Source organism: Variovorax ureilyticus (assembly GCF_050632185.1).
Lineage (GTDB): Bacteria > Pseudomonadota > Gammaproteobacteria > Burkholderiales > Burkholderiaceae_C > Variovorax > Variovorax ureilyticus_A.
The window spans coordinates 550,456-573,288 of record NZ_CP192579.1 but is presented as its reverse complement, the minus strand read 5'-3'; the positions used below and the strand labels follow the sequence as shown (position 1 = coordinate 573,288).

General features: G+C 68.0%; 20 protein-coding genes and 2 pseudogenes. 2 read left to right on the top strand and 20 right to left on the bottom strand.

Features of this window, described 5'->3' with window-relative positions:
* Positions 1 to 3: 3 nt before the first annotated feature.
* From ACQ858_RS02695 to ACQ858_RS02600, 20 genes and pseudogenes are all read right to left on the bottom strand, one after another.
* Entirely contained in the window at positions 4 to 1,449 is a 1,446-nt protein-coding gene (locus ACQ858_RS02695; RefSeq protein ID WP_431275305.1) for an NAD-dependent succinate-semialdehyde dehydrogenase, read from the bottom strand.
* Positions 1,450 to 1,582: 133 nt separating this feature from the next.
* Positions 1,583 to 2,191 carry a hypothetical protein gene (locus ACQ858_RS02690; RefSeq protein ID WP_431275304.1) on the bottom strand — a complete coding sequence of 203 codons (609 nt, stop codon included), beginning with the start codon at positions 2,189 to 2,191 and terminating at the stop codon, positions 1,583 to 1,585.
* 86 nt (positions 2,192 to 2,277) lie between these two features.
* Positions 2,278 to 3,753: an efflux transporter outer membrane subunit gene (locus tag ACQ858_RS02685; RefSeq protein ID WP_431275303.1), complete on the bottom strand. Its 1,476-nt coding sequence runs from the start codon at positions 3,751 to 3,753 to the stop codon at positions 2,278 to 2,280.
* Positions 3,754 to 3,774: 21 nt separating this feature from the next.
* Positions 3,775 to 4,347: a hypothetical protein gene (locus ACQ858_RS02680; protein ID WP_431275302.1), complete on the bottom strand. Its 573-nt coding sequence runs from the start codon at positions 4,345 to 4,347 to the stop codon at positions 3,775 to 3,777.
* Positions 4,290 to 5,426: a complex I subunit 5 family protein gene (locus ACQ858_RS02675; RefSeq protein ID WP_431275301.1), complete on the bottom strand. Its 1,137-nt coding sequence runs from the start codon at positions 5,424 to 5,426 to the stop codon at positions 4,290 to 4,292. The genes ACQ858_RS02680 and ACQ858_RS02675 overlap by 58 nt, the downstream gene beginning before the upstream one ends.
* Positions 5,423 to 6,678 (bottom strand): annotated as a pseudogene (locus ACQ858_RS02670) (complex I subunit 5 family protein). Before ACQ858_RS02670 ends, ACQ858_RS02675 begins: the two are co-directional and overlap by 4 nt.
* 273 nt (positions 6,679 to 6,951) lie before the next feature.
* Positions 6,952 to 7,305, bottom strand: coding sequence for an NADH-quinone oxidoreductase subunit K (locus tag ACQ858_RS02665; RefSeq protein WP_431275300.1), 354 nt, complete (start codon positions 7,303 to 7,305; stop codon positions 6,952 to 6,954).
* Complete coding sequence (locus ACQ858_RS02660) at positions 7,302 to 8,243, bottom strand: hydrogenase subunit MbhD domain-containing protein (protein ID WP_431275299.1); 942 nt, start codon at positions 8,241 to 8,243, stop codon at positions 7,302 to 7,304. The genes ACQ858_RS02665 and ACQ858_RS02660 overlap by 4 nt, the downstream gene beginning before the upstream one ends.
* Positions 8,240 to 8,569 (bottom strand): cation:proton antiporter, encoded by a 330-nt coding sequence (locus ACQ858_RS02655; RefSeq protein WP_431275298.1) that lies wholly within the window; start codon positions 8,567 to 8,569, stop codon positions 8,240 to 8,242. The genes ACQ858_RS02660 and ACQ858_RS02655 overlap by 4 nt, the downstream gene beginning before the upstream one ends.
* Positions 8,569 to 8,886, bottom strand: a complete 318-nt coding sequence (locus tag ACQ858_RS02650) for a monovalent cation/H+ antiporter complex subunit F (protein WP_431275297.1) — start codon at positions 8,884 to 8,886, stop codon at positions 8,569 to 8,571. Before ACQ858_RS02650 ends, ACQ858_RS02655 begins: the two co-directional genes overlap by 1 nt.
* Positions 8,883 to 9,386, bottom strand: coding sequence for a Na+/H+ antiporter subunit E (locus ACQ858_RS02645; protein WP_431275296.1), 504 nt, complete (start codon positions 9,384 to 9,386; stop codon positions 8,883 to 8,885). Before ACQ858_RS02645 ends, ACQ858_RS02650 begins: the two co-directional genes overlap by 4 nt.
* Positions 9,383 to 10,000: a hypothetical protein gene (locus ACQ858_RS02640; protein ID WP_431275295.1), complete on the bottom strand. Its 618-nt coding sequence runs from the start codon at positions 9,998 to 10,000 to the stop codon at positions 9,383 to 9,385. The genes ACQ858_RS02645 and ACQ858_RS02640 overlap by 4 nt, the downstream gene beginning before the upstream one ends.
* Before the next feature lie 18 nt (positions 10,001 to 10,018).
* On the bottom strand, positions 10,019 to 13,102 hold the full coding sequence (locus ACQ858_RS02635; protein WP_431275294.1) for an efflux RND transporter permease subunit: 3,084 nt from the start codon (positions 13,100 to 13,102) through the stop codon (positions 10,019 to 10,021).
* Positions 13,099 to 14,211 (bottom strand): efflux RND transporter periplasmic adaptor subunit, encoded by a 1,113-nt coding sequence (locus tag ACQ858_RS02630; protein WP_431275293.1) that lies wholly within the window; start codon positions 14,209 to 14,211, stop codon positions 13,099 to 13,101. The genes ACQ858_RS02635 and ACQ858_RS02630 overlap by 4 nt, the downstream gene beginning before the upstream one ends.
* A gap of 36 nt (positions 14,212 to 14,247) precedes the next feature.
* Positions 14,248 to 15,204: an arginine deiminase gene (locus ACQ858_RS02625; RefSeq protein WP_431276770.1), complete on the bottom strand. Its 957-nt coding sequence runs from the start codon at positions 15,202 to 15,204 to the stop codon at positions 14,248 to 14,250.
* The gene (locus ACQ858_RS02620) at positions 15,107 to 15,439 is read right to left on the bottom strand and encodes an arginine deiminase family protein (protein ID WP_431276769.1); all 333 of its coding nucleotides are present in this window, start codon (positions 15,437 to 15,439) and stop codon (positions 15,107 to 15,109) included. Before ACQ858_RS02620 ends, ACQ858_RS02625 begins: the two co-directional genes overlap by 98 nt.
* Before the next feature lie 95 nt (positions 15,440 to 15,534).
* Positions 15,535 to 16,955 (bottom strand): annotated as a pseudogene (locus tag ACQ858_RS02615) (basic amino acid/polyamine antiporter).
* Positions 16,956 to 17,134: 179 nt separating this feature from the next.
* A complete protein-coding gene (locus tag ACQ858_RS02610; protein ID WP_431275292.1) occupies positions 17,135 to 18,487 on the bottom strand; it encodes a tetratricopeptide repeat protein in 1,353 nt (450 codons plus the stop codon).
* 93 nt (positions 18,488 to 18,580) lie between these two features.
* On the bottom strand, positions 18,581 to 19,627 hold the full coding sequence (locus ACQ858_RS02605) for an AI-2E family transporter (RefSeq protein ID WP_431275291.1): 1,047 nt from the start codon (positions 19,625 to 19,627) through the stop codon (positions 18,581 to 18,583).
* A gap of 65 nt (positions 19,628 to 19,692) precedes the next feature.
* Entirely contained in the window at positions 19,693 to 20,604 is a 912-nt protein-coding gene (locus ACQ858_RS02600; protein ID WP_431275290.1) for a LysR family transcriptional regulator, read from the bottom strand.
* An 87-nt stretch (positions 20,605 to 20,691) separates the two neighbouring features.
* Between ACQ858_RS02600 and ACQ858_RS02595 the strand changes: the two genes are divergently transcribed.
* Together ACQ858_RS02595 and ACQ858_RS02590 are read left to right on the top strand one after the other, a co-directional pair.
* Positions 20,692 to 21,639, top strand: coding sequence for a hydroxymethylglutaryl-CoA lyase (locus ACQ858_RS02595; RefSeq protein ID WP_431275289.1), 948 nt, complete (start codon positions 20,692 to 20,694; stop codon positions 21,637 to 21,639).
* A gap of 34 nt (positions 21,640 to 21,673) precedes the next feature.
* Entirely contained in the window at positions 21,674 to 22,828 is a 1,155-nt protein-coding gene (locus ACQ858_RS02590) for a CaiB/BaiF CoA transferase family protein (protein WP_431275288.1), read from the top strand.
* The last annotated feature ends 5 nt before the right edge of the window (positions 22,829 to 22,833 follow it).

Here is a 22,833-nt window from a genome sequence, read left to right as displayed (position 1 = left end):
GCATCACAAGGCCGTGATCGAGACGGCCTTGGTCACCGGGTAGGCCTCCATGGCTTCGGGGCCGCCTTCCGAGCCATACCCCGAATCCTTCACGCCGCCAAAGGGCATTTCCGGCGTCGGCGTCGCGGGCTGGTTGACCCAGAGCATGCCCACTTCGAGCTGATGCGACAACAGGTGCAAGTTCTTGATCGACTTGGTGTAGGCGTAGCCTGCCGGGCCGTAGGGCAGGCGATTGGCTTCGGCGATGGCCTCCTCGATGGTGTCGAAGCCGCGGATCGCCGCGATCGGGCCGAAGGGTTCGTTGTTGAACACGTCGGCCTCGAGCGAGACGTCGGTCAGCACGGTCGGCGCGAAGAAGTTGCCGTCGGCGCCGACGCGCTCGCCGCCGGTCGCGACGGTTGCGCCGGTCGCGCGGGCGTCGTCGATCACCTTGGCCATCGCGGTCAGGCGGCGCGCGTTGGCCAGCGGGCCGAGCGTGGTGCCTTCGGCCGTGCCGTCGCCGAGCTTGAGGCTCTCGGCGTGCTTCACCATCGCCTTCGCGAAGGCGTCGCAAAGGCTGTTGTGCACCAGGAAGCGGGTCGGCGAGATGCAGACCTGGCCGGCGTTGCGGAACTTGGCCGCGCCCGAGGCCTTGACCGCGAGCTCGACGTCGGCGTCCTCGGCGACGATCACCGGCGCATGGCCGCCCAGTTCCATCGTGGCGCGCTTCATGTGCGCACCGGCCATCGCGGCGAGCTGCTTGCCGACCGGCGTCGAGCCGGTGAAGGTCACCTTGCGGATGATCGGATGCGGGATCAGGTAGCTGGAGATCTCGGCCGGATCGCCGAACACCAGGCCGACGGTGCCCTTCGGCACGCCCGCATCGACGAAGGCCTGCAGCAACGCGGCCGGCGAAGCGGGCGTCTCTTCAGGCGCCTTCGCCAGGAAGGAGCAGCCGCTCGCGAGCGCCGCCCCCAACTTGCGGACGATCTGGTTGATCGGGAAGTTCCACGGCGTGAACGCGGCGACCGGGCCGACCGGCTCCTTGATCACCAGCTGCTGCGCATTCAGGTTGCGCGACGGCACGATGCGGCCGTAGACGCGGCGGCCTTCGTCGGCGAACCACTCGATGATGTCCGCGCCGGCCAGCACTTCGCCGCGCGCTTCGACGAAGGGCTTGCCCTGCTCCTGCGTGAGCACGCGGGCGATGTCGGCGGCGCGCTCGCGCACCAGCCCGGCGGCTTTGCGCATGATCGCGGCGCGCTCGTTGGCAGGCACCTTGCGCCAGGCCTGGAAGCCGCGCTGCGCCGCGTCCAGCGCGCGGTCGAGGTCGGCGATGCCCGCGTGGGCGACCTTGCCGATGGGCTTGCCGGTCGCGGGATTGATCACATTCAAAGTCTTGCCGCTCGCGGCGTCGCACCATTCGTTGTCGATGAGCAGGCGCGTGTCGGGATAACTGGCTGAAGTCATGCTGGGTCCTTGAATCCGTGAGAGGGGTGTGCCGCCTCGAGCGAATCGAACGCGGCGGCGGCCGGATGCCGGATGCGGCGCCGGGCGCAGCGCGCATCCTAGCGCTGTTTGGCAACGGCCCGCCCGCGCCGGGTCACTGCTCGCCGCCGCCGGCGCGCACCCAGTAGAAGGTCTTCGGCGGCACCGGCATGGAAGGCGCACGCAGACGCCACGAGGGGGTGGCGCCAACCTGGCCATCCATCGAGCAATGCAGCGGCTCGCCCTCGGGAAGGCTCCGGTGCGCATCGAGCATCTCCTGCAGCGAAATCTCGGCGCTGTGGCAGCGGGTTTCCACACCGCGGACATAGAAGAGCTCGCGCGTTGCGACGAGCTGGCTGCGCGGCTGCTGGTCACCCTCCGGCCCCATCCAGGTGGCGCCGATGTCGAACGCGAGCATGACCGCATCGGGCGTGTCCATCCCCGCGAGCGAGCCGCTGTGGGCCGCCGACAGCCATCCGAGCAACTGGGGCGTGAGTTCGAAGCTGACCGAATCCGGCCCCGAAGCGCCGGCACCGGGCACTTCGACGAACACCGTCCGGGGCGCACGGCCCGCCGCTTCGGCCGGCAGCGCGCGATGTCGCCGCGCTCGCGCATGAACGACTGCGATCAACCCCGCCAGCGGCCCTGCGGTCGCCAGCACCTCGAAGGCATTGAAGCCCGTCAGCGCCGCATGAACGCCAGCGCCCGCGATTCCCAAGCTCACACCCGCTCCTCACGAGGCAGGCTCGCCGGAATCCGCGAGTGCCTGCCGCTCCAAGGCTATCGGCAGCTCACAGGAAAACTTGAGTGTTACTTGACCGACCCCACCGGCCGGGGCGTCATCGAATCCGCGACGTCCACCCAGCCACCGCCCATCGCCTGGTAGACATTGACCACCTGGGTGTAGCGGTCGGTCATCAGCCCGACCTGCGCGAGCTCGGCCGCAAAGAGTTCGGTGTCGGCCACCAGCACCTCGAGGTAGCCGATGAGCCCGCTCTCGAACTTCAGCCGCGACAACCGCGCGAACTCGCGCAAGGCGAGCACTCGCTCGCGCTGCAGCGCAACACCTTCGATGGTCTTCTGGGTACCGATCAACGCATCGTTGGTATCGCGGAAGGCGTTGAGGATGGCCGACTGGTAGACCAGTTTCGCCTGCGCCTTCTGCGCCTCGGCGGAGCGGACCTGCCCTTCGATCGCGCCGAAGGTGAAGATCGGTCCGGCGAGGCTCGCAGCCGCCTGCCACGCGGTCGCCGGGCCGGTGAGGAAGCTTCCTGCCGCGGTGCTGGTCGAGCCGTAAAGCCCGGTCAGCGAGATGCTCGGGTAGTACAGCGCCCGCGCCGCGCCGATGCTCGCGTTGGCGGCGACGAGGCTCTGCTCGGCCTGCAGGATGTCGGGCCGGCGTTCGAGCAGGCTCGACGGCAGGTCCGCCGGGACCAGCGGTGCGACGAACTCGTCGATGGTCTTGCCGCGCGGGATCGGCCCCGGATCGCGCCCGAGCAGAATCGAGATGCGCCCCTCCACCGCGGCGATCTGCTGTTCGATGACCGGGATCGAGGCCAGCGCCTGCTGGTGCTGGGAACGCACCTGCATGACCTCGGTCTTCGAGACGATCCCCGACTTGAAGCGCAGATCGAAGATGCGCGCCGTCTCGCCGAAGTTCGCGGCGGTCGCGAGCGCGATCTCGCGCTGCCGGTCCAGACCCCGCAGCGTGATGTAGCTCGTGGCAACGCCGGATACCAGCGTGAGCACCACGCCCCGCTGCGCCTGCTCGCTCGCGTAGACCTGCGCCTGCGCCGCTTCACCGAGGCGCCGCACGCGGCCGAAGAGATCGATCTGCCAGTTCGCGCCGAGCGCGGCCTGGTAGAGCGTGAAGTACGGATCGGCCGGCTCGGGAATCGGCGGCTGCCCGACGCGGCTCGCGCGGCTGCGGCTCGCCGCGCCGCTGTATCCGAGCTGCGGATAGAACTGCGAGCGCACCGTGCCCAGCGTGCCGATGAACTGGTCGATCCGCGCCGCCGCCACGCGCACGTCAAGGTTGCCCTGCAGCGCGGTTTCGACGAGCCCGTCGAGCACCGGGTCGCCGAACTGCTCCCACCATTTGGTGTTCGCCACGTCGGCGGCCCTGGGATAGTCGATCCGCCATGCGGCGGGCGCCTGCACCTCGGGGCGCCGGTAGTCGGGGCCGACAGTGCAGCCGGCGAAGGCCATGGCAACGGCGGTCAGCGCCGCCGCCGTGAGCCTGCGCGTGTCGCGTTTGCGCGCTGGAGTGGGTGTGGAGTGGGGCATCGATCGAAACATCGGAAAAGCTCAGAGAAAGGCCCAGACGAAGAGCAGCGTGACGGCAAGCATCACGACGCAGGCGACCGGCCAGCGCCGCAGGAAGGTGTCGGTGTGTTCGAGCGCGGCGCCCCCCGAAAGGGTCAGGCCCTTGAGGCCTCCCAGCGCGATGCCGACGTCGCCGGCGGGCACGCGCGGCAGGCCGCGGAGCCGGTCCAGCACGAATGCGAGCACTGCGCCGACGAGCACCGGCCACAGCGCATCCCACAGCGCGGCCGGCGCGAGCGCCTTCGGCAGCGCTTCGATCGGAAAGTCCAGATAGAGCAGCCACGGGATGACCAGCGATGCCAGGGCCATCACGATCCACGCGAGGGCCAGCACGCCCGGTGCGCGCGCATCGGCATCGGCCGCGGTGTTCTCGCCCAGACGGCGGGTGAAGTGGATCATCAACAGCGTCGAGGCGATCGAGGACACCACCGCCACCGTGCCTGCGAGCCCGGCGCCGAGCAGGTCCTTCGCCGCGTACTTGGCGAGCGAGCCGCCGGTCAGCGGCAGCCCCCGAGGCCGAGCGCAATGATGGCCGCCGGCACCAGCATCGGCCACAGATGGCGACGGCCCGTGAGCGCGACGACACCCACCGCCAGGAAGAGCGAACCCTTCACGAGCAGGTGGTGCGCCGCATAGAACGCGGCGGCGACCGGCGTCCCGGCATCGCCCGCCGCGAGCCCCATGCCGATCACCGCGACCACGAAGCCCATCTGGCTCACGCTCGAATAGGCGAGCACGGTCTTCGGATTGCGCTGCGTGATGCCGATCAGCACGCCGTAGAGCGCACCGAAGAGGCCGATCACCGCGAGCGCATGGCCGAAGCCGGGCACCGCGACGTCGAACGGCAGAAAGCGCACCAGCGCGATCACGCTTGCCTTGACCACGGCACCGCTCATCACGGCCGCTGCGGGGATCGGCGCGGCCGTGTAGGCCAGCGGCATCCAGAAGTGCAGCGGCACGAGACCCGCCTTCATGCCGAGCCCGATGAGCAGCAGGGTCACGGTGAGATCGCGCGTGGGCGAATCGGGCAACGCCGCCACCGCATCGCGGATCAGCAGGCTGCCGTCGGGCGTCGCGTTCGCCATGAGGATCAGGCCCGCGAGCAGGAAGGCCTCCGCCAGCAGCGCGAGCCCGAGGTACAGCGCGCCGGCGCGGATCGCATCCGGCCCCTCGCCCTGCAGCACGAGGCCGCTCGCGCCCACGCTCAGCACCGCGAGCAGGAAATAGAAGCCGATCAGGTCCGCCGCGAGGAACACGCCGACGCAGCCGGTCAGCGTCATCAGCCAGCAGACGATGAAGCCGTCTGGCTCGGGCCGCTCGCGCAGGAAGCGCGCCGCATAGACACCCGACAAGATCCACAGGAGCGCGGCCACGCCAAGGAGCATCGCGCCGGGCGCGTCGAGCGAGAAGCTGAGCGAGAACAAGTCGTTGCCCAGCTCGAAGCTGCCCGCGTCGGCGTCGAACAGCGCGGCGAGCAAGGCGGGCAGCGGCGCGATCACGAACAGGCGGGGCATGCGGCGACGCAGCCGCTTCGAGGCGCAGGCGACCAGCAGAAGCAGCGGCAATCCGATCGCGAGCGGCACCATCACGCCCGCACCGAGCAGGATCGCGAGCAGGGCGGTCGTGGCGATCATGGCCCCTCCACCCACACCAGCAGCGGCCGGCCGATCATCGCCACATCGATCGGGCACAGCGCCGCGACGCCCAGCAGGAACGAGCACAGCGCCAGCACCAGCACCGCGACCTGCTGGTAGCGCGGCACCACCTTCTTCGGCGTCCATCCGGCTTCGGCCGGCTCCATCGAACGCACCACCACCATGAACACGTAGGCACTGGTGAGCAGGCCGCCGACGAGCATCACGAGCGCCCACCACCACTGCGCGGTCGCGATGGCGGACGACAGCAGCAGCCACTTCGCGAGAAAGCCTCCAGAGGGCGGCAGCCCGATCAGCGACGCGCCGCCGAGCGCGAAGGCAACCATCGTCATCGGCAATGCTCGGCCCACCCCGCGCAGATCGGCCACGCGATCGTGCCCGAGCGTCGAATAGATCAACCCGGCGGCCATGAACATCGCGGCCTTCGCGGTCGCGTGCGAGATCGCCTGCAGCATCCCGCCGTTGATCGCCGGCGCGCTGTCGATCTGCGCGGCCTCCAGGCCCGCGATCAGCGGGAACATGAGGAACAGATAGCCGATCTGCGCCACTGTCGAATAGGCGATCAGCAGCTTCAGCCGCACCTGCCGCAGCGCGACCACGTTGCCGACCAGGATGGCCGCCGCGCCCAGCGCCGCGAGCAACTGGGCCGCGGGCAAGGTGACGATGTCGGCGAACACGTCGAGCCACAGCCGCACCACGAGGAACCACGCGCCCTTGATGACCAGTGCCGAGAGCAATGCGCTCGCGGCGGCGGGTGCGCCGGCATGCGCGGGGGCAGCCACAGGTGCAGAGGGAAGAGCGCGGTCTTCGCCAGCAGGCCGACCGTCATCAGCACCGCGGCGGTCCAGCTGATCGGCTCGGCACGCATGCTTTCGGCGAGCAGCGGGATGTCCAGCGTGCCGTAAGCGCCGTACAGCAGAAAGACGCCGAGCAGATAGAACATCGACCCGAGCAGCGCGAAGAGCAGGTAGCGCAGCGCCGACTGCAAGGTCTCGCCACGCCCGTCGAGGCTCACCAGCGGCACGCCCGCGAAGGTGAGCAGTTCGAGCGCGACATAGAGCGTGAAGACGTCTCCGCTCACGAACACGAGGTTGAGAGAGCCCCACACCGCGAGCAGCAGCAGCCAGAAGGTGTACGGCGCACGCGCCTCGCGAACATCGGCGGGCGTTCCGAAGTCGCCGCAGGCATAGATGCCGATCACGCCAATCACCACCGCGATCGCCACGATCATCACCACCGACAGGCCGTCCGCGCGCAGCGCCACGCCGAGTGGCGGCGCCCACCCGCCCAGCAGGTAGACCACCGGCCCGCCCGAACTCACGACCGCATCGGCGATGCCCAGCGCGATGCCGAGCCCGAGAAGCAGCGTGACCAGCGCCACGCGCTGCGCGTTGCGCCCGCCGAGCACGAAGCCCAGCATCGTGCCGATGAAGGGCAGCAGCACGGACAGCACCAGCAGCAGCCCGCCCGGCGTGGTCGCGTTCATCGAATCGGCCACCGGCACCTAGCGATCTCCAGCGGCGGCATCCGCCTTGGTGGGGCCGGCGGGCGGCTCGGAAGCCAACGCGGCGTCGCCGGTTTCCTCTTGAAGCCGCAGCAGCAGCGCGACCGCGAGCGCCGACGCGGCGAAGGCGACGACGATGGCGGTGATCAGCAGGGCCTGCGGCACAGGGTCGCCGCCCAGCCCCGCCGCCGCGCCCCGCCGCGCGATGACCGCGCACACGAGGAACACGCCGTTGCCGATCAGGTTGAACGCGAGGATCTTGCGCAGGGGCTGCGGATGGATGACGAAGCCGTACAGGCCGAGCCCGATCAGCACCGCCGCGCAGAGTCCGAACAGCGTGGTCGCTTCCGTCATTTCTGCAACGCCCTGTGCGGGGCCCCCGCCAGCAGCAGGCCCAGCGTGAGCGCGAGAGAAGGCAACAGCGCGAACTCGACGGCGACGATCCACGGCTTCGCGAGGCCGTCCGGATAGCCCAGAAACGCACCCGCCATGACCGCGCCCGCGAAGCCGACGAGGATGAAGACCAGCGGCCCGACCACCAGCCAGAGGCGCAGCGCGAACCGCCCCACGCGCGGGACGTCGGCGAACCCCGCCATCATCGCCAGCAGCCACATCGTGGCGAGGATGGTCGCGCCCTGGAACTTGCCGCCGGGATGATCCGCGCCGTACCAGAAGATGTAGACACCGATCACGATGCCGATCGGCGGCAGGATGCGCGCGAAGTGCGCGAGGATGCTGTTCGGCTCCGCGATGGGCTGCAGGCTCGGGCGGCCGCCCCAGGCGCGATCCGGCGCGAGCGACCAGATGCCGAGGAGCCCAAAGGCCAGCACGATCGCTTCGAGCAACGTATCCATCGCCCGGAACGACAGCAGCACCCCCGTGATCGGGTTGCCGACGCCGGTGGTGTGGAGGTTGTCCATCACCGCCGGCGCGAGCGTCGGCGAGGCTTCGGGGAGCAGGAGCACGCAGGCGGCGACGAAGCCCGCGACCACGACCCCGCCGATCGCCGCGAGGACGCGCGTTGCGACACCGGGACGCGCGCGATTCGTCCGGGCTTCGGTGGCGCGCAGGCGCGCGGCCGCGCCCACCAGCAGCGCACCGGTCAGCCCGGCACCGATCGCGGCCTCGGTGATCGCGACATCGACCGCCACCAGCCGCAACCACACTGCCGTCAGCAGCAGGCCGTATGGAATGAACCCGGCAACCGAAGCGAAGGTGTCGCGCGCGAAGATCGTCCACGCCGCGAGCCCGATGAACAGCACCACCAGCGCGACATTCAGCACGACGCTCATCGCGGTGCCTCCCCGGGGTCCGGCGCAGCCGAAGCATCCGTTCGCTCGGTCCCGCGAATGGCGCGCGCGATCATCTGGGATGCGGTCGCCGACGCGAGCAGCACCAGCAGCCAGATCAAGATCAGCTTGAGGGCGAGGCTCACGCTGCCGACCTGCGGCAAGAGTCCGATCACGATCAGGCCCAGCCCGAGATTGTCGGCCTTGGTCAGCGCATGCAGCCGCGTGTAGGAGTCCGGAAAGCGCAGCAGCCCCACCGTGCCGGCAAGGAAGAAGAACCCGCCCGCGCAAACGGCCACGACGGTGAAGACGTCGGCGATCGTGCGCATCATGGCTTGCCCGCCTCCGCGTGGCTTGCCGCATCCGCAGCGGACTCGTCGCGCAGCAGCACCGAGCCGGCCCGCACGAACGCGATGGTCGCGAAGGGCGCCAGCACCGCGAGCGTGAGCACGACGTTGATCACGATCTCCATGCCGTGGATCGTGCCCAGCAGCAGCAGGCTCGCGATGCCGCCCGTGCAGAACAGCATGCCCGCCATCATGCGCGCCACGCTGCCCGGCTCGCGCAATACCACGACGAGGCTCACCGCAACCATCAGGAGCACGAAGGCGCAGGCGCTGAGCAGGAAATCATCCATGGCACTCATCCACCCTGCTCCACCACGACCAGCGCCTTGAGCAGCCGTTGCTCTTCCTTCGCCATCGTCTTCGCGAGCGGCTGGTCGGTGTCCAGGCAGTGATAGACCACGGCATCCGCCGTCTCCGCCACCGGCAGCGAGCCCGGCATGAGGCTCATGATCGAGACGAAGTCGTTGCGCGCCAGACCCGGCGGCAGGCTCACCGGGCACACGACGAATCCGGTCTTGAGCGGCATGCGTGGCGACATCGCGCGCCGGGCCACGTCCACGCCGGCCAGCACCGACTGCCACAGGAAGTGCGGCACGAAGGCCAGCAGCGGCAGCAGCCTCACATAGCCCACCTCGGGCGGCATCAGGTGAACGCTGGTCCAGGTCGCAGCGACGGTGGCGAAGAGCCCGACCGCGAGGTCGGCCGGCTTGAGGCTCGGCATCAACACCAGCCAGAGGCCGAGGAACAGCAATCCCCGGCTGATCACCGTGCGCACGACGGGAGCGGCTGGCGCTTTCATGAGGCCGGGTGTCCTTCCGCCGCGCCGGGCAACAGGCTCACCTCGATGCCGCCAAGGCGCTCGTAGAGCCGCACCTCGCCACGGATCGGCCACCAGTCGTAGAGGAAGATTTCCATCGGACGCCACAGCGCCACCCAGCCACCGATCCCCAGGCTTTCCTGCACGAGCCTCGCATAGCGCTGCTTTTGCAGCAGCGCCCCCACCGCCTCGCTGACCGCGAGCGCCACCGCGAGGAACGCCATCCCGATGAGCAGGCTGATACGCCCGACGCGAAACAGATGCTGCAGACGGCGCTCTGCCGCATGCGCCCGATGCTGGAAGTACTGGCCGATGGCGTCGCGAAGCATCGTGACGTCCTCCGGCCGGACGGCGGCGCTGTCGACATGGACGCACAGCGCCAGCGGCCGCCGGCCCTTGATCTCGCGTGCCCAGTCGACGATGTAGGCCTCCGCCTCGGGATCGAGATCGCGCTCGCGGAAGGGCGCCGGGTCCATCGAGTTGAAAAGCTGCCGCAACTCGGCGACATGCAGGTCGAGCACCTCGTGCGTCCGCGCCGCCGAGCGGCCATCGGGGACCGTCACGGCGGATGCGGCGACCGGGTGCTTCGGCGTCAAGGCGATGCCTCCATCCGCTCAGGTTGCGTCGACCACCGGCCGCGCGCCCCGGCGGGCGGCGCCTCGGTGGTCTTCCTTGCCGAACACCGCGACGTACATCGTGGGCAGCAGCACCAGTGTCAGCAGCGTCGCCACCAGCAGGCCGCCCATGATCGCGAAGGCCATCGAGCCCCAGAACACGGTGGGCGCGATCGGGATCAGGCCCAGCACGGTGGAGATCGAGGTCAGGATCATCGGCCGCAGCCGCGAGGTGCCCGACATCATCACCGCATCGAACACGCTGTGGCCCTCGGCGCGGTAGGTCTCGATCTGCACGACCAGGATCACCGCGTTCTTCGCGATCATCCCGATCAGCGCCAGGATGCCGAGGATCGCGACGAAGCCCAGCGGCCGATTGAAGATGAGCAGCGACAGCACCACGCCGATCAGCCCCAGCGGCAGGATGACCACCACCATCGCCAGCCGTCTGAAGCTCACGAGCAGCACCATCACGCACAGCAGCATCAGCACGATCATCAGCGGCACCACGGCAAACACCGAGTCGCTCGACACCGCGCTCTCCTCGAACAGACCACCGGTCTCCACCTTGTAGCCCTTGGGCAGCTTCGCGTTGAATTCCTTGATGTGGTCGGCCATCGCGACCACCACCGTGTCAGGCAGCACGCCATGGGTCACGTCCGCGCGCACCGTGAGCGTCGGCACCCGGTTGCGGCGCCAGATGAGCGGCAGCTCCTGTTCCTCGTTGAAGGTCGCGAACTGGCTCAGCGGCACCATGCGGCCGGTCGGCGTGGGCACCTGCAGCGAGCTCAGCGTCTGGAACGATACGCGCTGCTGGTCGGTCGCCCGGGCCACGACGTTGACCAGATAGATGTCGTCACGCACCTGCGTTACCACCGATCCGGTGATCGCTGAATTGAGGATGCCCGCGAGCGCCGCGGAACTGACGCCGAGCTGCCGGGCCTCTTCCTGGTTGATTCGGATCTTGACCTGGCGCGCGGGCTCCATCCAGTCGAAGTTGACATGCCGCACGCGCGGATCCGATCCGAGCACGCCGGCAAGGTCCAGCGAATACTTGCGCACCTCGTTCGCGTCGGGGCCGCTCACGCGGTACTGCAGCGGCCATCCGACCGGCGGGCCGAGTTCGAGCGGCGACACGCGTGCGACCACGTCCGGGAACTGCTCCGCAAGCGCCTTCTCGAGCTTGAGCTGCAACCGGTCGCGCGCATCCACGTCCTTCGCGACGATGACGAACTGCGTGAAGAACGGGTTCGCGAGCTGCACGTTCAGCGTGAGGATGAAGCGGATCGCACCGCGGCCCACATAGGTGCTGAAGTGGTCCACGTCCGGATCGCTCTTGAGGATCTGCTCCAGCCGCTCGGCCTGCGCCTCGGTCGCGTGGATCGATGCGTTCTGGCGCAAGGTCATGTCGACCGTGAGTTCGGGCCGGTCGGATGCCGGGAAGAACTGCTGCGGCACGAAGCGCACCAGGAAGAGCGTCGCCACGAAGGCCGCGATCGTCACCGCGAAAGTGACCCACTTCGCGCGGATCGCACCTTCGAGGAAGCGGGCGTACACCGCCGTCACCTTGCTCGGCTTGGCGGCCGGCGCATCGGCCTTCGGCGCCTTAAGGATGGCCTTGCCGACCAGCGGCGAGAAGATCACGGCGCCAAGCCATGACACCAGCAGCGCCAGCGCCACCACGCTGAAGATCGAGAAGGTGTATTCACCCGCCGAGCTGCGCGCGAAGCCGATCGGCACGAAGCTGGAGATGGTGACCAGCGTGCCGATCAGCATCGGCGCGGCCAGCGTCTTGTAGGCGAAGGTCGCGGCCTGGTCCTTGGTGTCGCCGGCCGCAAGGCGGTTGATCATGGCGTCGACCGTGGTCATCGCATCGTCCACCAGCAGCGTGAGCGCGATGATCAGAGCGCCCAGCGAGATGCGGTGCAGGTCGATGTGCAGCATGTCCATCAGCGCGAACACGATCGCGAGCGTGAGCGGGATCGACAGCGCCACCACCATGCCGGGCCGCACGCCCAGGCTCACGAAGCTGCACACCAGGATGATGATGATGGCCTGCCACAGCGACGACATGAAGTCGTTGATCGCGACGTCGACCGTCACCGCCTGGTCGGCCACCAGCGTGGGCTCGATGCCGTGCGGCAGGTTCGCGGTGAAGTCGGCCATCTCCTTCTTGATGTTGGCGCCGAGCGCGAGGATGTCGCCCGCCTCGCGCATCGCGATCGCCGGGCCGATGGCCGGCTTGCCGTTGACGCGGAACATCGGCTGCGGCGGATCGACGAAGCCGCGCCGCACGGTCGCGATGTCGCCGAGGCGGATCATGCGGTTGCCCACCACCAGGGTGACCGCCTCGATGTCGCGCTCGGAATCGAAGGCACCGCTCACGCGCATGAACACGCGCTCCTGCTCGGTCTGGATCGTGCCCGCGGGACGGATCACGTTCTGCGCCCGCAGCGCGTTGATGATGCTCGGGTAATCGAGCCGCAGGCCGGCGAGGCGCTCGGTCGAGAACTCGATGTAGATCTGCTCGTCCTGCGCGCCGAGCACCTCGATCTTCGAGACGTCCGGCACCTGCAGCAGCCGCGAACGCGCGGCCTCGACGTGGTCGCGCAGCTCGCGGAAGTTGAAACCATCGGCGGTGAAGGCGTAGATGATCCCGAAGGTGTCGCCGAAGTCGTCGTTGAAGAACGGTCCGACCACGCCCTGCGGCAGCGTCTGCCGCATGTCACCGACGTTCTTGCGCACCTGGTACCAGATGTCGGGGATGTCGCCCGGCGGCGTGGACTGCTTGAGGTCGACGAAGATCGTGGTCTGCCCGGCGACCGTGTAGCTGCGGACGCGGTCGAGATGGCGCGTCTCCTGCAGCGTGCGCTCCAGGCGCTCGGTGACCTGCTCCAGCGTTTCGTCGACCGTCGCGCCGGGCCAGCCGGCCGCGACGATCATGGTCCGGAAAGTGAAGGCCGGATCTTCCGCACGCCCGAGGCGCAGGAACGACAGCGCCCCTGCGACCACCGAGATGATCATCAGGAACAGCACCAGCGAGCGCTTGGAGAGCGCCCATTCCGACAGGTTCGGGCCGATCACTGCGCGGCCTCGAGGATGCGGACCTTCTGGCCGGGACGCAGTGCCTGCACGCCCGCCGTGACGACGAGATCGCCCGGCGACAGGCCGGACGTGACCTGGACGCGCGCTGCGTCGAAGGCGCGCACCTCGATCGGGCGTGCCGCGATGACGCCCGTCTTCGGATCGACCACCCACACCGAGGCGCTGTTGCCCGAGCGGTTGAGCGCCGAGGCGGGAATATCGATGGCGGGCGCGCTGTCGAGCTTGACGCGCCCGGTCACGGTGGTGCCCAGCCGCATCGCCGCGGGCGCGTCGATGAGCCGCACCCGCACGCTGAAGGTGCCCGTCACCGGATCGGCGCGCGGCGACACCTCGCGCACCTGCCCCTTCGCGGTGACCTTCGGGTCGTCGGTCAGCGAGACGGTGATCTCGGGGTTCGTTGCCGTGCTGTTCTTGACCGGCGCGGGCACGTCGAACACGGCGTCTCGCGCGCCTTCGCGCGCCACCTGCACCACCATGCGGCCGGCCTGCACCACTTCGCCGGGCTCCGGTCCGCGTGCCGTGACCACCCCGGAGACGTCGGCATACAGCCGCGTGTAGTTCAGCCGGTTCTGCGCCAGCGTGACCTGCGACTGCGCGGTCTCGACCTGCGACTGCGTGACCTTGAGCAGCGAATCGGCCTGATCGAAGGACGCGCGCGAGACCGCGTTCTCCGCCAGGAGATCGCGCAGGCGCGTGTGGTTGGTGCGGGCCTCGACGTTCTGCGCCTGTGCCGCGGCCAGTTGCGCACGCGCAGACTGCAGCGACGTCTCCTCGTTCAGCGGATCGAGCCGCGCCAGCAACTGGCCCTGCTTCACGCGGTCGCCGACCTCGACGTTGCGTTCGATCAGCCGTCCGTCGATGCGGAACGACTGATTGATCTCGGTCTGCGCCTGCACGTTGCCGGTCAATATGACGGTGTCACCGATCGTGCGCGTCTCGATCTTCATCACGCGCACGGGCCGGATCTCGGCGGCCGGCGCCTCTTCCGCGCGCCTGCAGGCCGACAACGAAACGACGGCGGCAAGCGCAACGAGCACCGTGACCCTGGGCCGATATGCGGAATGCTGGCTGGCAAGTTTTTCAGGCACGGGCACTCGTCCTCTCTCGCTGGTTGGTTTGACGAATCAATAGTCCACGGGGTCGCGGATGATCGGGCAGGTCATGCAGTGGCCACCGCCGCGGCCACGGCCGAGCTCGGCGCCCACGATGGTGATCACCTCGATTCCCTGCTTGCGCAGCAGCGTGTTGGTGTACGTGTTGCGGTCATACGCATAAACCACGCCCGGCGACGCGCACACCAGGTTCGCGCCGCTGTCCCACTGGGTGCGCTCGCGCTGGTAGTCGCTTCCGCCGGCTTCCACGACGCGCATCTTCTTCAGGCCCAGCGCCTCGGTCACCACGTCGACGAAGGGCTTCTTCTCGTTGCGCAGCTCGACCCCGCTGGGGTTGTCGCTCGGGTAATACGAGAAGGTGGTGGTCTTGTTCATGAAGTCCGGCGCGAGCAGCACGCAGTCGCGGTCGGCGAAGGTGAAGACCGTGTCCAGGTGCATCGCCGCACGGATCTTGGGCATGGCCGCCACGATCACGCGCTTCGCAGCGCCCTTCTTGAACAGGGTGGCGGCCAGTTGGCTGATCGCCTGCCGCGAGGTGCGCTCGCTCATGCCGATGAGGACGACGCCCTTGCCGATCGGCATCACGTCGCCACCCTCGAGCGTGGCGAGGCCGTGGTCCTGCGTGGGATCGCCCCACCACACGTTGACCTTGCCGGCGAAGTCGGGATGGAACTTGTAGATCGAGGTGGTGAGGATGGTTTCCTCGTGCCGCGCAGGCCAGTAGAGCGGGTTGAGCGTGACGCCGCCATAGATCCAGCAGGTGGTGTCGCGCGTGTAGAGCGTGTTGGGCAGCGGCGGCAGCAGGTACTCGGTGCCCCCGGCGGCCTCCTTCGCAACCTTGAGCGCCTGGCCGCCATGGGCTTCGGGAAAGTCATGGGTAGAGAGGCCGCCGATCAGCGTCTCGGCCAGCTCGCGGTCGCTCAGGCCTTCGAGGTAGCTGCGCAGCTCGTCGATGAAGCCCAGGCCCACCTGGTTGGGCACGACCTCGGTTGTCGAGAATCCACCTCTTGCCTTCGGGCACGGCCACCGTCTCGGCCAGCAGGTTGTGCATTTCCACGACTTCCACGCCGCGGTCGCGCATCTTGGTGACGAAGTCGAAGTGGTCGCGCTTGGCGTTCTCCACCCACAGCACGTCGTCGAAGAGCAACTCGTCGCAGTTGCTCGGGGTCAGTCGCTGGTGGGCACGCCCGGGGGCGCACACCATGACTTTTCGCAGTTGCCCGACTTCGGAGTAGACGCCGAACTCGCTCGTTTTTGGTTTGTTTGTCGCACTTGCCTTGACCATGGTGTGTCTCCTGTTCAGATGGTGATGGCGCCCGTGGCGAGGCCGTAGAGACCCACGACCGCGCCGATGACAACGACGATGAGAATGACCCAGTCGATCGGTGTGAAGACCTGCTTGCCCCGCTCGCGCCGCGCCCAGATGTACAGGACGGTGCCGGGTGCATACAGGATGGCGGCCAGCAGGATGAACTTCAGGCCGCCCGCGTAGATCATGAAGATCGTGTAGAGAGCCGCCGCTGCCGCGATGAAAAGGTCCCGCCCGCGCTCCTGCGGGCGCACCTGGTAGCTCTCGCCGCGCCTGGACAGCAGGAAGCCGTAGGCCGCCACGAACAGGTACGGAATCAGCGACATCGAACTGGTCAGGTTCAGCATCAGCGCGAAGGCGTCCCGGGACCAGTAGGTCGTGATGACGATGAGCTGCACGATGACGTTGGTCAGCCACAGCGCATTGGCCGGCACCTTGTTGGCGTTCTCGCGCGCGAAGACGGCGGGCATGTCCTCGGTCTTGGCGGCAGTGAACATCACTTCGGCGCAGATCAGCGACCAGGCCGGTACGCCCCCAGCACCGAGACGATCAGCCCCAGGCTCACGAAGACCGCGCCCCAGTGTCCCACCACCGCTTCGAGCACCGCGGCCATCGAGGGCTGGCGCATGCCGGCGATGTCCGCGCGCTGCAGCACCGCATAGGGCAGCATGGTCACCAGCACCATCAGCCCGGTCACGCCGATGAAGCCCATGATGGTGGCCCGGCCCACGTCCGAGCGCTCCTTGGCATAGCGCGAATACACGCTCGCGCCCTCGATGCCGATGAAGACGAAGACGGTCACCAGCATCGTGGCGCGCACCTGCTCGAAGATGTTGCCCGTGAGGTCGCCTCCGTAGAGGTTGGCGCTGAACAGGTCGGCCCGGAAGGCGAAGATCAGGATGACGATGAACACCAGGATCGGAATGATCTTGGCGAAGGTGACCACCGAGTTGATGAAGGCCGCCTGCTGCACGCCCTTGAGAATCATGAAGTGAAAGAGCCAGATGCCCACGGACGCCACGACGATGGCGATGACGGTGTTGCCGTCGCCGAAGACGGGGAAGAAGGCCCCCAGCGTGGACTTGATGAGCACCCAGTAGGAGACGTTGCCGATGCAGCTGCTGATCCAGTAGCCGAAGGCCGAGAGAAAGCCCGGGTAGTCGCCGAAGCCGGCCTTGGCGTAGGCGAAGACGCCGGCGTCCAGTTCGGGCTTGCGCTCGGCCAATGCCTGGAACACGCGCGCGAGCATGTACATGCCCGTGCCCGCAACGATCCACGCGATCACCGCGCCCAGAGGGCCCGTCGCCCCCGCGAAGGTGCGCGGCAATGAAAAGATCCCCGCGCCCACCATCCCGCCCACCACCATCGCGGTGAGCTGCATACGGGACATCTTCTGCTCTGTGGAAGCCATGCGATCCTCGCTCCGTTGTTGTAGTCGTGAACGCCCTGGGGACGACATTCGCGGCCGAGCATCGGACCGTGATGAAAGCTTGTCAAGCGAGCACGAGATCGGGATGCATAGGCCGTTCGGCCAGCATTGCATGGGTACTTCGATGACACGTCGATGACATGCCGACGGCGCGGAACGGGCTAGAAGCTCTTGCGCACGTTCACCCAGAACTCGGTCGAGCTGTAGTTGGAGCCGATCACGTTGCTCTGGTCGCGAATCCACAGCAGCTCGGGCCGCAGGCTCCAGGTGGGTGCGAACTCCCACACCACATAGGCGCCGACTTCGTAGAGGTTGTCGCGCCGGCGCAGAAACACGGTGTTGTCGACCGTGTCGGGATGAAAGTGGATGTTGTCCGAGGCGAAGAGATCGCGCTCCCACCACACGAAGCCGCCCCAGCTCAGGGTCTTGCTCACCGTGAAGTCCAATGCGGCCGTGGCGCCGAAGACGCTCGAATCGCCATCGGGCCGGTTCGTGGCGTAGTTGCGCCCGGCATGGCCGGTGAGCGAGAAGCTGCCCTTGCCGTCCATGAACGAGTTCACCCAGCCGGCAGACACCAGCGCAGTCGTGCGGCTGCGGTCGCGCTCGGGGCCCTCGGGGTAGCTGCGTCGCCGGATGTCGCCACCGAAGGTGAACTGGTTGTCCGGGTCGTAGCGCATCCTGTAGTCGGTGAAGACCGAGACGTCGTTGCGGTAGTTGCCGTCGCCGCGGTAGCTGGTGCGGCCCCTGAAGCCCGCGGAGAGATTGTTCTCGCCGAGCGCCTTGCTGCCCGCGAGCCGCCAGCGCAGATCCGAATCGCTGCGACTGTCCGAGTTGTCGTAGTGGCGGTAGCGGTAGTCCAGCGTGCCGTCGATCGCATAGCCGTTCTGCAGCGCGTAGTTGAAGCCGCCGCCGGCGCGTGCGTTGTAGAAGGTGTCGCGACGATCGCCACCGCCCAGCGCATTCGTGCCAACCGTCTCGTTCACGCGGTACTGGCCGATGCCCGTCTCCGCATAGCCGAAGCCCGACAACGGCCTTTCGCCATCCAGCGACTGCCGTGCCGCCTGGTCGTAGACCTCGGCCTGCGAGCGCACATCGGGCGGCAGGTTCTCGAAGCGCAACACGGTCTCGAACTCGATCTTCGCGTCTGCATACTGGCCGAGCGCGAAGTACGCCCGACCCAGCCCCAGGTGGGCAGGGACGAAGTCCGGCCGCGCAGCAAGACTGCGCTGGAAGAGTGCCTTGGCCTTCTCGGGCTGCTGCGTGCCGAGCGCGGCCCGCCCCAGGAGGTAGCTGAAATCGGCATCGCCCACGCTGGTGCTCTCGAAGGGCGAGAGAAGGCCGTAGGCGTCCTGGTACTTGCCTTCGCGCACCAGCTGCTGCGCACGCGCCATGTCGGGGTCGGCCGCCAAGACCGCATTCGCGAACAGCACCGCAGACGAAACAGCGAGGGCCTGCACGGCCGATCGCCACGGCGCGCGCGCGATGCCGCGGCGCCCGGCACGGGTTTCGATCATCTCGAACGTCTCCTCGGGTCTTTGGACATCACCCGACGCGCCGCATTTAACACGCAGCCCCAACTCCGCGCAACGCGAACGAAGAAGCGCGCGCTAGGGCTTGCCGCTTTGCGACAGCAACACCGCCACCGGCCGCGTGCCCGGGAACTCCGAGAAGATGATGGTCAGCATCGCCGTGATCGGCACCGCGAGGAACGCGCCCGACACGCCCCACAGCGCCACCCACACCGCGAGGCTCACGAGGATCGCGAAGGGACTGAGATTGAGCGAATTCCCCATGATGTAGGGGTCGAGGAAGTTGCCGATCGCGAACTGCACCACCGTGAGCCACAGCATGATCGACAACACATGGTTCGCATCGCCGAACTGCGCCATCGCCATCGCGCCGGGCAGCAACACGCTCAGCACCGAGCCGATGTAGGGCACATAGTTCAGCAAAGCGATCACCACCGCCCAGAACGGCGCGAACTCGAGCCCCATGACACGCATGATCACCCAGCTCAGCGCGCCGAGCAGCACACCCAGCAGCGTCTTGAGCGCCAGGTAGGCGCCCACCCGCGCATTGATGTCGGCGATCACCTGCTTGATGCGCTGCGCATGCTGCGGGCTCTGCGCGATCGCGTTGATCTTGGCTTCCAGGTGCCCGCGCTCGACCAGCAGGAAGCAGGCATAGAGCGCCACCACCACCACGCTGGCCACCAGCGACGACACCGACGACAGCGTCGAGCTGACGATCCGCTGAATGCTCACCTGCGCGAACAGGTCGCGCCGCAGCGTGGTCCAGGTGGGCTCGGATTCGAAGCGCAGCCACACCGCCACCTTCTGCACCGCGGCGAGCAGCGATTCCTGGTAGCGGGGTGCCTGCGCGATCACGCTGTCCTTGTTGGCGATGAGGGTGTAGACCACCATGCACAGGCCGAAGGCGATGATGAAGACCGACAGCAGCGAGATGACCCACTGCGGCAGCCTCGCCCCCACCACCGGGATGCTCCGGATCAGCCGCGCGATGCCGAGGATCACGTACACCACGAAGACGCTGAACATGATCGGCACGAAGACGTCGCGTCCGATGTAGAAAACCCAGCCGATCATCAGCGCAATGGCGGTGCCATACACGAAGGTTTGGAATCGGTGATCCATCTGGACGCTGCTCCTCGCTGGGTTTCGGTGGGCACTGGCGGGCCCGATCTTATGCGCGATACGTGTCACGCCGGCGTCCGGTGCGCGCGGGCTTCGAGATGCGAAACGAGCAGCTTCGCGGCCGGCGACAACTGCCGCTCGTCATGGAAGCAGATGGTGAAGCCGCGGCACGCCCAGCGATCGGTCAGCGCAAGCACCTTGAGCCCATAGGCCGTCGCCATCGGCTGCGCGACCTCGAGCGGCACGACCGCAATGCCCAGGTTGGCGCGCACGCAGCGCAATGCGGCATCGAAAGTCGACACCACCGCGCGATAGGCGAGCGGCTTGCCGATGATCGCCGCCGCCCGCCCGAGCATCGTGTGCACCGCCGTGTTGGCCGGCAGGCCGACGTGGTCGAAGTCCACCGTGTCCGCGAACGCACAGCGCTTTCTGCGCGCAATGGGATGCTCGGGGTGGGCCACGATCGAGAGGTGGTCGTTGCGATAGGGCCGCGTCTGCAGGCCTTCGAGATCGGCCGCATCCCAGCACACGCCGACTGGCGCGAGGCCTTCGCGAATGCCGCGCACCAGGTCGCGGCTCAGCGATTCCTCGATGTCCACGCGGATGTCGCGGTGCGCGGGCAACTGCAGGAAGTCCGCGATGTCGTCCGGCAGGAACTCCGCGATCGACGACACCGACGCCAGCACCCGCACCTGCCCCTTGATGCCCTTGCCGTACGCGGCCATGTCGCGCGAGACGCGGTCCTGCCCCGCGAGCATCGCGCGCGCGTGCTCCAGCAGGATCTCGCCCGCGCCGGTGGGCACCACGCCGCGCCGCTTGCGCTCGACGAGCACGTTGCCCACCACGCTTTCGAGCTGCGCGATCCGCTTGCTCACCGCCGAGGGCACGATGTGATGCTGCTCGGCGGCGCGCGCGATGTTGCGCGTCTCGCAAACGGCGACGAAGAGGCGCAGGGTGGTCAGGTCGAGATCGTGCATGGCTGCTTTTGTGAGTTTCCGGATCGGAACGTCAGGCGTTCCAGAATACCGCTTTAGTGAATGGTCGGGAATCTCTAGAGTTCGCCCATGACCAGGAGACACCCCCATCTGCCCGCGCATGCGGTGATCCGCGAAGTCGGTCTGCGCGATGGCCTGCAAAGCATCGCGACGATCCTGCCCACCGGGCAAAAGCGCGAATGGCTCCGCGCCGCTCACGCGGCCGGCCAGCGCGAGATCGAAGTCGGCTCCTTCGTGCCGGCGCGACTGCTGCCGCAACTCGCCGACACCGCGGAGCTCGTGGCCTTCGCAAAGACCTTGCCGGGCCTCTTCGTGTCGGTGCTGGTGCCCAACCTGCGCGGCGCCGAGAACGCGATCGCGGCCGAAGCCGACCTGATGATCGTGCCGCTCTCCGCGAGCCATGCGCACAGCCTCGCGAACCTGCGCAAGACGCCCGACGAGGTGGTCGCCGAAGTGGCGCGCATCCGCGCCGCGCGCGATGCTGCGGGCTCGCGAACGCTGATCGAAGGCGGCGTCGGAACCGCCTTCGGCTGCACCCTGCAGGGCGAGGTGAGGAAGAGCGAAGTGCTGCGGCTGATGCAGGCGATGCTCGACGCAGGCGCCGACCGCGTGAGCCTCGCGGACACCGTCGGCTATGCCGACCCGGCGAAGGTGCGCGAGCTGTTCGAGGAGGCGCTAAAGATCGCCGGCGAGCGCTTCTGGTGCGGCCACTTCCACGACACGCGCGGCCTCGGGCTCGCCAACGTCTATTCGGCCCTCGAAGTCGGCGTGAACCGCTTCGATGCCTGCCCGGCAGGGATCGGCGGTTGCCCGCACGCGCCCGGCGCCAGTGGCAACGTCGCGACCGAAGACCTCGCCTACCTGCTCGGCAGCATGGGCATCGAGACCGGCGTCGACATCGGCCGGCTGCTCGCGCTGCGCGAGCGCGTGGCCGGCTGGCTCGCAAGCGAGAAGCTGCACGGTTCGCTGTGGCAGGCGCACCTGCCCAAGACCTTCCCGCAAGCCGTCGCGGCCTGAATCCGCGCTTTGCCTTTTCACGAGCATTCCTTTCATGCGCGATTCATCGTCCCTTCCGCTCGCCGGCCTGCGCGTCGTCGAATTCACCCACATGGTCATGGGCCCGACCTGCGGGATGATCCTCGCCGACCTCGGCGCCGAAGTGATCAAGATCGAGCCGCCCGGCGGTGACAAGACGCGCAAGCTGCCGGGTCTCGGCATCGGCTTCTTCCGCTCGTTCAACCGCAACAAGAAGAGCGTGGTGCTCGACATCACCACCGAGGAAGGCCGCGCCACCGCGACCGAGCTGATCGGCGACTGCGATGTGGTGCTGGAGAACTTCCGCCCCGGGTTGATGGAGAAACTCGGCCTCGACTACGCGACGCTCGCGAAGAAGTACCCGCGCCTCATCTACGTCACGCACAAGGGCTTCCTCCCCGGTCCCTACGAGCACCGCCTTGCGCTCGACGAAGTGGTGCAGATGATGGGCGGGCTCTCGTACATGACCGGCCCCGTGGGCCGCCCCTTGCGCGCCGGCACTTCGGTCAACGACATCATGGGCGGCATGTTCGGCGCGATCGGCGTGCTGGCGGCATTGCGCGAGCGCGAGGCCACCGGCCGTGGTCAGGAAGTGCAGAGTGCGCTGTTCGAGAACTGCGTGTTCCTGAGCGCGCAGCACATGCAGCAGTACCTGATGACCGGCGAACCGCCGCCGCCGATGCCTTCGCGCGTATCGGCCTGGAGCGTGTACGACGTCTTCACGCTCGCGGAAGGCCGGCAGCTCTTCATCGGCGCGGTGAGCGACAAGCAGTTCAACACCCTGTGCCGTGTGCTGGAGCGGCCGGACCTGCTCGACCACCCGGGCTTCGGGGACAACGCATCCCGCGTCGCGGTTCGGCCCGAATTGCTCGCGACGCTGGGCGAGATCCTCCTCCACCATCGCGTTGAAGAGCTCGCGCCGAAGCTCGAGGCCGCCGGCATCCCCTACGCGCCGATCATGCGGCCCGAGCAGCTGGTCGAGGACCCGCACCTGAAGGCGAGCGGCGGACTCGCGCCGATGACGACCGACGATGGAGGCGTCACCGATGTCGTGCTGCTGCCGCTGCTGATGGGCGGGCGCAGGCCCGGCGTGCGATCGCCACTGCCAAAGCCTGGCGAGCACAACGAGGAAGTCCTCTCAAGACTCGCATCGGCCAGGCAATCGGCCTGAGACGC

Coding starts and splice junctions, on each gene's coding strand:
- ACQ858_RS02695 (WP_431275305.1), bottom strand. CDS start 1,449: ATGACTTCAGCCAGTTATCCCGACACGCGCCTGCTCATCGACAACGAA.
- ACQ858_RS02685 (WP_431275303.1), bottom strand. CDS start 3,753: ATGCCCCACTCCACACCCACTCCAGCGCGCAAACGCGACACGCGCAGG.
- ACQ858_RS02675 (WP_431275301.1), bottom strand. CDS start 5,426: ATGATCGCCACGACCGCCCTGCTCGCGATCCTGCTCGGTGCGGGCGTG.
- ACQ858_RS02665 (WP_431275300.1), bottom strand. CDS start 7,305: ATGACGGAAGCGACCACGCTGTTCGGACTCTGCGCGGCGGTGCTGATC.
- ACQ858_RS02660 (WP_431275299.1), bottom strand. CDS start 8,243: ATGAGCGTCGTGCTGAATGTCGCGCTGGTGGTGCTGTTCATCGGGCTC.
- ACQ858_RS02655 (WP_431275298.1), bottom strand. CDS start 8,569: ATGCGCACGATCGCCGACGTCTTCACCGTCGTGGCCGTTTGCGCGGGC.
- ACQ858_RS02650 (WP_431275297.1), bottom strand. CDS start 8,886: ATGAGTGCCATGGATGATTTCCTGCTCAGCGCCTGCGCCTTCGTGCTC.
- ACQ858_RS02645 (WP_431275296.1), bottom strand. CDS start 9,386: ATGAAAGCGCCAGCCGCTCCCGTCGTGCGCACGGTGATCAGCCGGGGA.
- ACQ858_RS02620 (WP_431276769.1), bottom strand. CDS start 15,439: ATGGTGTGCGCCCCCGGGCGTGCCCACCAGCGACTGACCCCGAGCAAC.
- ACQ858_RS02610 (WP_431275292.1), bottom strand. CDS start 18,487: ATGATCGAAACCCGTGCCGGGCGCCGCGGCATCGCGCGCGCGCCGTGG.
- ACQ858_RS02605 (WP_431275291.1), bottom strand. CDS start 19,627: ATGGATCACCGATTCCAAACCTTCGTGTATGGCACCGCCATTGCGCTG.
- ACQ858_RS02600 (WP_431275290.1), bottom strand. CDS start 20,604: ATGCACGATCTCGACCTGACCACCCTGCGCCTCTTCGTCGCCGTTTGC.
- ACQ858_RS02595 (WP_431275289.1), top strand. CDS start 20,692: ATGACCAGGAGACACCCCCATCTGCCCGCGCATGCGGTGATCCGCGAA.
- ACQ858_RS02590 (WP_431275288.1), top strand. CDS start 21,674: ATGCGCGATTCATCGTCCCTTCCGCTCGCCGGCCTGCGCGTCGTCGAA.